This window comes from Planococcus sp. FY231025 (assembly GCF_052078085.1).
GTDB lineage: Bacteria > Bacillota > Bacilli > Bacillales_A > Planococcaceae > Planococcus.
The window spans coordinates 371933-381535 of sequence record NZ_JBQJJG010000007.1; the positions used below are offsets into that span (position 1 = coordinate 371933).

The window sequence follows — 9603 nt, forward strand, 5'->3', positions numbered from 1 at the left end:
GGAGAATCCATGTCAAACTTGCAGCAGCAGATTATCGAAGAATTGAAAGTGCAGCCGGTGATCGATCCGAAGGAAGAAATCCGCAAGACGATTGATTTCCTGAAAGAATATTTGATGAAACATCCGTTTCTTGAAGGCTATGTACTAGGGATTTCCGGCGGTCAGGATTCGACGCTGGCTGGCCGCTTGGCCCAGATGGCGGTCGATGAACTGAACGAGGAAACCGGCGGAGAGAAGTATGCCTTCCACGCAGTGCGCCTTCCGTATGGCAAGCAATTTGATGAGCACGATGCACAAGACGCGCTGGATTTCATCAATCCGTCTAAATTGTATACGGTCAATATCAAGGAAGCCGTCGATGCAGGCGACAATGCGCTGGAAGAGGCGGGAATCGACTTGACCGACTTTATCAAAGGGAATGATAAAGCGCGTGAGCGGATGAAAGTGCAGTATGCAATCGCTGCATCCAAAAACGCGGTGGTGCTGGGCACTGACCATGCAGCAGAAGCGATTACCGGCTTCTATACGAAGTACGGCGATGGCGCCGCTGATGTGACGCCGCTGTTCCGGCTTAATAAACGCCAAGGCCGCGCGATGCTGAAGGAGCTCGGGAGCCCTGAGCATCTTTATATGAAGATTCCGACTGCCGACCTTGAAGAGGACCGCCCGGCCATCCCGGATGAAGTGGCATTGGGCATCACGTATGATATGATCGACGATTACCTGGAAGGCAAAAAGATTCCGGCGGATGCCCAGGAAAAGTTGGAGAATTATTATCTCCGTTCGCAGCACAAACGCCATCTGCCGATCACGATCTACGACGATTTTTGGAAATAGGTTTTACAAAACAGGGCCCGGAATGGGGGTTCTGTTTTTTATTTGCGAAAAAAGTCCCTCTTAAAGTTTTGGAGAGTTGAGAATTTCAGCTAAATTCGTTATGCTTGTAATAAGTTTTAGACAATTTGAAAAATTCACTTTCACACTATTGGAGGAATATAGATGAATGCTAAAGACAGGCTGAACGCCGTTATTGATAATATTGAAAAAGTGATTATCGGCAAAAGGGATATCGCAGAATTGAGCATTGTCGCCCTGCTGTCCCATGGCCATGTCCTGCTCGAAGACGTTCCGGGCGTCGGTAAGACCATGCTTGTGAGAGCGCTAGCCAAATCGGTAGGCGCCGATTTCAAGCGCATCCAATTCACTCCTGACCTCCTCCCTTCGGATGTTATCGGCGTTTCCATTTATAATCCAAAAGACATGGAATTCCATTTCCGCCCTGGGCCGATCATGGGCAATATCATCCTTGCTGACGAGATCAACCGGACGTCCCCAAAGACTCAATCCTCACTTCTTGAAGCGATGGAAGAAGCTTCCGTGACTATCGACGGCGTTACCATGCCCATTCCCAAACCCTTTTTCGTTATGGCTACCCAGAACCCAATTGAATACGAAGGAACCTACCCACTGCCGGAAGCCCAGCTTGACCGGTTTTTATTGCGTGTCAAAATGGGCTACCCGTCACCGAAAGAAGAGATGGAGGTGCTGAACCGTGCCCAACTGTCGACGCCGATCGAAGACCTCCAATCCGTCATCACGCTGGAAGAAGTGCTTGCGCTTCAGGAAGAAGCCAAAACGGTGAAGGTTGATGAAACGATCCGCAGCTATATCGTCGATTTGGCGCGCCAGACACGGATCGACCCGTATGTCTATCTGGGCGTCAGCCCCCGCGGATCGATTGCCCTCATGAAAGCGTCGCAAGCCTATGCCATGCTAAAAGGGCGCGATTACGTGACGCCGGACGATGTCCAGTATTTGGCGAAGTTCGTATTCGGACACCGTGTCATGTTGCGGTCCGAAGCCCGGTATGACGGCATTACGACCGACGAAATCACAGAACGCATCTTGGCGAAGACGCGCGTCCCTGTCCAAAGGCTAGTGGGCCAATGATCAAAACAGCACCCATCGTGAACTTGGGTGGCAGGCTTTTCTTTGTGCTGTTCATCTTGCTGTTCACCTTCACATACGCCATGTTCCAGGGCGGTTTTGTCAGCTGGTTCATTTTCTATATGGCACTGCCTTTTGTCTTGTACTCGCTCTTACTGGCCTTTTATCCGCTGAAGGACATACGCCTCAGCCGGGAGATCCATACCCCGCAGATCCGAAAGGGTGCCGACTTCTCAGCAACGGTCCGAATTGACAGGGATTGGCGGTTCCCGCTGCTGTATACGGTGCTTACGGAACAGACGACTTCGCCGGCGCTGCGCAGCAGGACGGAAGGCGGAAGGCAGAAGATGCTCGTTCCCGGATTCCGCAAATCATATACTTGGACTTATCAGATTTCCGATATGCCGCGCGGCGAGCATATCCTCGAGGGCGTCAATATCGAAATTGCCGATTTTTTTGGATGGGTGCGCAAATCCAAGTTGATCCCGCTCCAGCAAAAAGTGCTGGTATATCCGAATACGTTCGAAATCGCTTATCGGCCGATTGAGTCGAAATACGACCAAGGGTCGATTGCCGCGCCATTCACACTCGTCAAAGATACAACGATGGCAACCGGCGTGCGGGATTACCGCCCGGGCGACCGGGTTTCCTGGATCCACTGGAAATCGTTTGCCCGCACGCAGACGATGCGGACCAAAGAGTTTGAGGACCGCCAGTCCCAGGATATGTTCCTGCTTGATGACCGGGCCCCGTCTCATAAATTCGAAATGCAGGTGGAGCTAATCGCTTCCATCCTGCAGTCGATTGTCCGGGCCAATTCGAGCGTCGCTTATATGTCGATCGGCGAAACCCGCAATTATTTTCCGAGCATCCAGTCGGAAGAGCACCTGCAGCGCATCATGTACCACCTTGCGAAAGTGCAGCCTGATCTGAGGAGTCCTGTGGAAGAGGCGATCCACCGCGATTTGAATGAAATCCAGGCATCCAGCATGCTTTACGTCACTGCCAATCTGACGATGGAAATGATCAAGGCGATCCAGCGCAACGTCCGCAACCTGAACGCCTGCATGTGCCTGGTCGTAATGGAAAAAGGGGAAAAGCCCTCGCCTGAAGACGAAAGGGCTTTTCAATTCGCTCGTTCGAAAGGGTTTATCGTCAAGCGGATCAGCCCTGAAAATTATGCATCAGTGTTCACGGAGGTGAGCGGGAAATGACATCCATCCGAAAAAACAAAGGATTTATGGCAGTGCTGTATGTGCTGGTCTTTTTCCTGCTCGCTGAATGGCTGACGCCGGTGATCGTCTTGACCAACACGGGCCACAAGCCGTTGTTTTTATTCTTCATCGCGGCCGCGCTTCTGCTGGCGCTGCTGAAAACTCCCTGGTGGGTTTCGGGGCCGCTCAAGTTTCTCTTTATCGTTTGGTTCATCATTTATGTCTATACCGATGATGCCTTTTTCACCGGAGAGGCCATCCGTTTCTTGTGGGACAGCTTCTCCACTGATATGCAGGCGGTCTTTTCACAGAATTGGGCGGAAACAACCGACATTTTCAGGACAGTGCTGTTTTTTGCGCTGTTGTGGATGGCGGTTTATCTGATCCATTACTGGGTCAGCTACCGGCTGAGCATCTTTCTGTTTTATTTGCTGACAGTCATCTTTGTCGCGGTGCTGGATACATTCAGCCCGTACACAGGGAATGTTGCCATCGTCCGGATCATGGTCATTGGACTGCTGCTTGCTGGTCTCCTGCATCTTGCGCGCTGGACGGAGCGGCACCGCATCGAACTGCCGGGGAATAAGATAGCGGCTTACGTCATTCCGCTGTTCCTGGCGATTGCGGCAACGACCGTACTGGCATTGTATTTGCCGAAATCTGGACCTATCTGGCCTGATCCCGTTCCGTACATCACTTCGTTTTCCGAGCAAGCGGGAAGCGGACCGGGGGGCACAATCGGAAGAATCGGCTATGGAGTGGATGATTCCCAGCTCGGCGGCTCTTTCATCGGAGACAATACTCCGGTGTTCCGGGCGGAAGTGGCAGACGGGCAATATTGGAAAGTGGAATCGAAGGATATCTACACGACGAAAGGATGGGAACTGACGGAAAATGTCGGTGAATCCCGCGTATTCGGCAGCGGCGATCTGTTGCTGACCGATTTCGTGCCGGGGGAAGAAGCGGAGGAGGACGATGCGAGTGTGGATATGGCGCAGGAATTCCCTTTCGTTCTTTATCCGTATGGCATGAAATCCGTATTGGCTGGAGGGGAAGTTGACTTCGAGTACAATTCTGCGGACCAGCGCATTGAAACCTTTTCACAAGGCCAGCCGATTGAGACCGAAGCCTATGAAATCGGCTATAGTGAGCCAGTGTACAGCTTGACCGCTTTGCGGAGCACTTCGGATGATGATTTGGCGGCTTTGCCGGCCGAATTCGACCGCTATAAGCAGCTGCCGGCAGAATTGCCGCAGCGGGTAAGGGACTTGGCGGCTGAAATCACAGCGGATTCTGCCAATATCTATGACAAAGCGCGCGCAATTGAAAGTTATTTCAGCACCGCTGGCTTCGAGTACAGCCAGGTCGATATTCCGGTGCCGGAAGAGGACCAGGATTATGTGGACCAGTTTTTATTTGAAACAAAAAAAGGCTATTGCGATAATTACTCCACTTCAATGGTGGTGCTGCTCCGGTCGCTCGACATTCCGGCACGTTGGGTCAAAGGGTTCAATGAAGGCGAACTGATAGCGGTGGAAGATGGAACGGAAACATATCAAATCACCAATAACAATGCCCATTCGTGGGTTGAAGCATACATGCCGGGAGTCGGCTGGATGCTTTTTGAACCGACAATCGGCTTTACCGGAGCGGCGTCGATCGACTTCGACGTGGAAGCCGACCAGCCGGAAGATGAAGCGGTTGAAGCGCCGGAGCGGCCGAATCCCATTCCGGAAATAGAAGATGAGGCAACGATTGATCCAGCAGATGAAGAACCGACCCAGATGAACCGAATCGGCTTCTTCTTGGAAGAAAACATCGGGAAAATCCTTTTGGGGCTTGCTGGTTTGGGATTGTTTATTGCCATTATGTATAAAATGCGGCAGAAATGGCTTCCGAAATTGCTGATCCCGTACTACCGTTTCCGCGGCGATAATGCGGCAACGTTCGAAAAAGCATATTTGCGTTTGTTGAAGCAACTGGATCTTTACGGCATCAAACGGAAGGAAGGGCAGACCTTAAAGTCATATGCAGCTTACATCGATTCCTTTTTCGGCTCGCGCGATATGACCAAGCTGACCCAGGCTTATGAACGCTCTGTATATGGAGGGAAAGCCGAAACCATTCGTTGGCATGACCTGAAAGAAAGTTGGGAAAATTTAATCAAACAGACAACCGGTTGATTTTGGCGGGGCTACCTTGTACAATTGAGAAAATTAAAAGTACAGGTGCCCTCATATATGTCTGGTAATATGGACCAGATGTCTCTACCAAGTCCCCGGAAATGACTTGACTATGAAGGTGGATGACGCATGCCTTCAGACATGTGCATTCGCCTTTTTGATGTAGAGCAGAAGAACGCGAGGAGTCCATTTTCGCGTTCTTTTGTTATTTTGAGGCTCCAATTGAATAGAAGAGGTGAAGAGTGTGCCAGCAAGTCCGATGTTAAAAGAACAAAAGAAAATTGTGGTTTTGGATTTTGGAAGCCAGTACAACCAATTGATTACACGGCGTATTCGTGAAATTGGTGTTTACAGTGAACTGCATCCGCATACGATTACTGCTGATGAAATCCGCGACATGAATGCGACCGGCATCATTTTCTCCGGCGGACCGAATTCCGTATATGACGAGAACGCTTTTTCAGTAGACGATGGGATATTTGAAATGGGCCTCCCAATTCTGGGGATCTGCTACGGCATGCAGCTCATGGCGCTTCATTTGAAAGGCAATGTGGAAAAGGCGAAAAACCGCGAGTACGGCAAAGCGGAACTTGAACTCGTAAAAGAAAGCAAAATCTTCAAGGACCTTCCGGAAGAACAGATTGTCTGGATGAGCCATGGAGATTTGGTGACTGCAGTGCCGCCAGGTTTTGACGTCGTCGGAACAAGCGCAGGCTGTCCGATCGCTTCGATGGCTGACGAATCCCGTGGGTTCTACGGCGTGCAGTTCCACCCGGAAGTGCGCCACTCGATCTACGGCAACGAACTTTTGCGCCAATTTGTCTTTGACGTTTGCGGCATGGAAGATGAATGGTCAATGGAAAACTTCATCGAGCTAGAAATCCAGAAAATCCGTGAAGAAGTCGGCGACAAAAAAGTGCTTTGTGCACTAAGCGGCGGGGTCGATTCATCAGTGGTAGCGGTATTGATCCACAAAGCGATCGGCGATCAGCTGACATGCATGTTCGTGGACCACGGCCTGCTGCGCAAAGGCGAAGCGGAAAGTGTCATGAAAACTTTTGCTGACGGTTTCAATATGAATGTCATCAAAATTGATGCGCGCGAGCGGTTCATGAAGAAATTGGAAGGCGTTTCAGATCCGGAACAAAAACGGAAAATCATCGGCAATGAATTCATCTATGTCTTTGATGATGAAGCTTCCCAATTGGAAGGCATGGACTTCCTGGCACAAGGAACTCTTTATACGGATATTATCGAAAGCGGGACAACTACTGCACAAACCATCAAATCGCATCACAACGTCGGCGGTTTGCCGGAAGACATGCAGTTCAAGTTGATCGAGCCTTTGAATACATTGTTCAAAGACGAAGTCCGCGTGCTGGGCACCGAGCTCGGCATGCCGGATGAAATCGTTTGGCGGCAGCCATTCCCAGGCCCTGGCCTAGGAATCCGCATCATGGGTGCGGTCACAGAAGAAAAACTGGAAATCGTCCGCGAATCCGACTGGATCCTGCGCGATGAAATCAGCAAAGCCGGCCTTGACCGGGACATCTGGCAGTACTTTACGGTTCTTCCTGATATCCGCAGCGTTGGGGTCATGGGGGATGCACGAACGTATGATTACGCAATCGGCATCCGTGCAGTAACATCGATTGATGGCATGACTTCAGACTGGGCGCGTATCCCGTGGGATGTCTTAGAGAAGATCAGTGTCCGTCTGGTAAATGAAGTGTCGCATATCAACCGCGTGCTTTACGATATTACGAGCAAGCCGCCTGCAACTATCGAGTGGGAATAAAAAAAGCTGGAGCCCCGAAAACGGTGCTTCAGCTTTTTTTGAATATTCACGAACTATATCTTGTATAAATCATTTAATGTTCGTGTTTTATGTTGTGTTATGCCATATGCTGTGTTATTCTACTATAGAAATTAAATAACGTTGTCGTATAATGTCGGGAATATGGCCCGAAAGTTTCTACCGAGTTACCGTAAATGACTCGACTACGATTTTGCCCCTTTATTTTAAAAGCGGGCCTCCTTATAGGTTTTTATGGAGATAAATCGAACGCATACGGCAAGGAGCTGTATGCGTTTTTCTGTTTTCCAACATTATCGCGGCGACACGCGGAGGAAATAATAATGAAGAAGTATTTTCAGTTTGAAGAACTGGGGACAAGCTACCGTCAGGAATTCATCGGCGGCTTAACGACATTTTTAGCTATGGCTTATATCCTGGTGGTCAATCCCCTGACATTGACTCTAAGCTCAGTATCGGATCTGCCGGATGCACTTCGGATGGATTATGGAGCGGTATTCATGGCAACTGCGCTGGCTGCAGCGGTAGGAAGTTTGATGATGGGAATTGTCGCGAAGTATCCGATTGCCCTTGCTCCGGGAATGGGACTGAATGCATTCTTCGCTTACACGGTCATTTTGACATATGGCATTCCTTGGCAGACGGCTTTGACCGGGGTATTGTTCTCCGGGCTCATTTTCATCATTCTTTCGTTATCAGGTCTGCGTGAGCGGATCATCAATGCCATACCTGCAGATTTGAAAATGGCAGTTGGAGCAGGTATCGGTTTGTACATCACGTTCATCGGCTTCCAGAACGCGGGCATCATTATCGGAGATCCGGATACAATGGTCGGATTGGGCGACTTGACCAATCCCTCGACGCTCCTCGCGATCTTCGGTTTGGTCATCACCGTGATTTTCATGGTCCGCGGAGTGAAGGGCGGCATCTTTTTCGGTATGCTTATCGCCGCAGTTGTCGGGATGATTTTCAGCATCGTTGAACTTCCAAGCGCGATCATCGGAAGTGTACCGAGCATGGCCCCAACATTCGGCGTCGCTTTAGAGCCAATCTTCAACGATCCGAGTTCACTAATGACAATTCAGTTTTTGGTTGTCGTCCTGACTTTCCTGTTCGTCGACTTTTTCGATACAGCCGGAACGCTGGTTGCGGTAGCAAACCAAGCCGGCTTGATCAAAGAAAACAAATTGCCGCGTGCAGGCAAAGCATTGCTTGCCGATGCAGTTGCTACAGTGGCAGGCGCAATCTTCGGAACATCGACTACAACTTCTTACATTGAATCGACATCAGGAGTTGCAGCAGGAGCCCGCTCCGGATTTGCTTCAGTAGTCACGGGTGTATTGTTCCTGGTTTCGATTTTGTTTTATCCACTGCTCGAAGTCATCACGAGTGCAGTTACGGCTCCAGCTTTAATCATTGTTGGTGTCTTGATGGTATCGGCTCTGGGCAAAATCGATTGGACGAAATTCGAAATAGCGGTACCGGCATTTCTCACCATGATTGCAATGCCGCTCGGGTACAGCATCGCAACAGGTATCGCGATCGGATTCATCTTCTATCCGATTACCATGATCGCTGCCGGCAAAGGCAAGCAAGTGCATCCGATCATGTACGGTCTGTTTGTAATTTTCGTTTTGTATTTCATTTTCCTAGTTTAAGAGAAGAAACTCCGCCGGAAACTGGCGGAGTTTTTTTAATTTGAATTTCAGGGACGGCGGTGTGGAAGTTGAAAGAGATTGTTGGTGGATGAGCACGGATTGTAAACGTGCCGGAAGAAAATCACGTTTTCTTCAACGGAGGGATTCGGACAAAAAGGCTTCGAATGATTCCTTGCTTCACTGTGAAAATCCTGGGATAAAAAATAACGGTTTTAAAGTGGGAGCAACAGAACATTATATATAGAAGAAACTGGAGCAGGAGGCGGGGGCATTATCAATACCCAGTGCATGTCATGTAAAGAAAAAACTTACTTTCAAAAATGTAATATTATTTAGGGTTGATTTTTTTGAACATTCAGTTATAATAAAAAAGCAGACACTTATAATATTAATTTATTTTATTCACACAAAGTGTTGACTTTCTATTGCAGCCTTGGTATATTTATAAGCGTCCTCTAAGCGACTAGATAAACATTGAAATAAAATGTTGACATCGAAAACGATATGAGGTAAAGTGATAAAGTTGCTGTGAAAACGGCGAACAATTGAACCTTGAAAACTGAACAGCAAAACGTCAACAAAAATTGTCGAGGCGTTCCGACGCCGAAACAAATTTCTGCGAGGGTCGCCGCAAGGCGATCGGAGCAAACAACTTACTGATCAGCTTATGCAGATCAAAGCGAGCCGCGCGTCCTTCGGGACGGCGGAACGCCAGCAAGCATTTGAGCAATCAAATCTTCTATAATGGAGAGTTTGATCCTGGCTCAGGACGAACGCTGGCGGCG

6 protein-coding genes and 2 riboswitches are annotated in these 9603 nt (G+C 49.3%); all 6 genes read left to right on the top strand.

The annotated features are described in order from the left end of the window. Positions 1 to 9: 9 nt before the first annotated feature. The 6 genes from nadE (at position 10) to ACTL32_RS11700 (ending at position 8818) form a co-directional block, all read left to right on the top strand. Complete coding sequence (gene nadE / locus ACTL32_RS11675; protein ID WP_441341651.1) at positions 10 to 837, top strand: ammonia-dependent NAD(+) synthetase; 828 nt, start codon at positions 10 to 12, stop codon at positions 835 to 837. A gap of 162 nt (positions 838 to 999) precedes the next feature. Continuing rightward, on the top strand, positions 1000 to 1950 hold the full coding sequence (locus ACTL32_RS11680) for an AAA family ATPase (protein ID WP_441341652.1): 951 nt from the start codon (positions 1000 to 1002) through the stop codon (positions 1948 to 1950). Beyond that, positions 1947 to 3161 carry a DUF58 domain-containing protein gene (locus ACTL32_RS11685; protein WP_441341653.1) on the top strand — a complete coding sequence of 405 codons (1215 nt, stop codon included), beginning with the start codon at positions 1947 to 1949 and terminating at the stop codon, positions 3159 to 3161. Before ACTL32_RS11680 ends, ACTL32_RS11685 begins: the two co-directional genes overlap by 4 nt. Next, positions 3158 to 5344 carry a transglutaminase TgpA family protein gene (locus tag ACTL32_RS11690; protein WP_441341654.1) on the top strand — a complete coding sequence of 729 codons (2187 nt, stop codon included), beginning with the start codon at positions 3158 to 3160 and terminating at the stop codon, positions 5342 to 5344. Before ACTL32_RS11685 ends, ACTL32_RS11690 begins: the two co-directional genes overlap by 4 nt. A 31-nt stretch (positions 5345 to 5375) precedes the next feature. Continuing rightward, positions 5376 to 5477: riboswitch (purine riboswitch) on the top strand. Positions 5478 to 5603: 126 nt separating this feature from the next. Further along, positions 5604 to 7142, top strand: coding sequence for a glutamine-hydrolyzing GMP synthase (gene guaA, locus ACTL32_RS11695; RefSeq protein ID WP_441341671.1), 1539 nt, complete (start codon positions 5604 to 5606; stop codon positions 7140 to 7142). A gap of 124 nt (positions 7143 to 7266) precedes the next feature. Continuing rightward, positions 7267 to 7368: riboswitch (purine riboswitch) on the top strand. 115 nt (positions 7369 to 7483) lie between these two features. Further along, on the top strand, positions 7484 to 8818 hold the full coding sequence (locus ACTL32_RS11700; protein ID WP_441341655.1) for an NCS2 family permease: 1335 nt from the start codon (positions 7484 to 7486) through the stop codon (positions 8816 to 8818). Positions 8819 to 9603 lie beyond the last annotated feature (785 nt).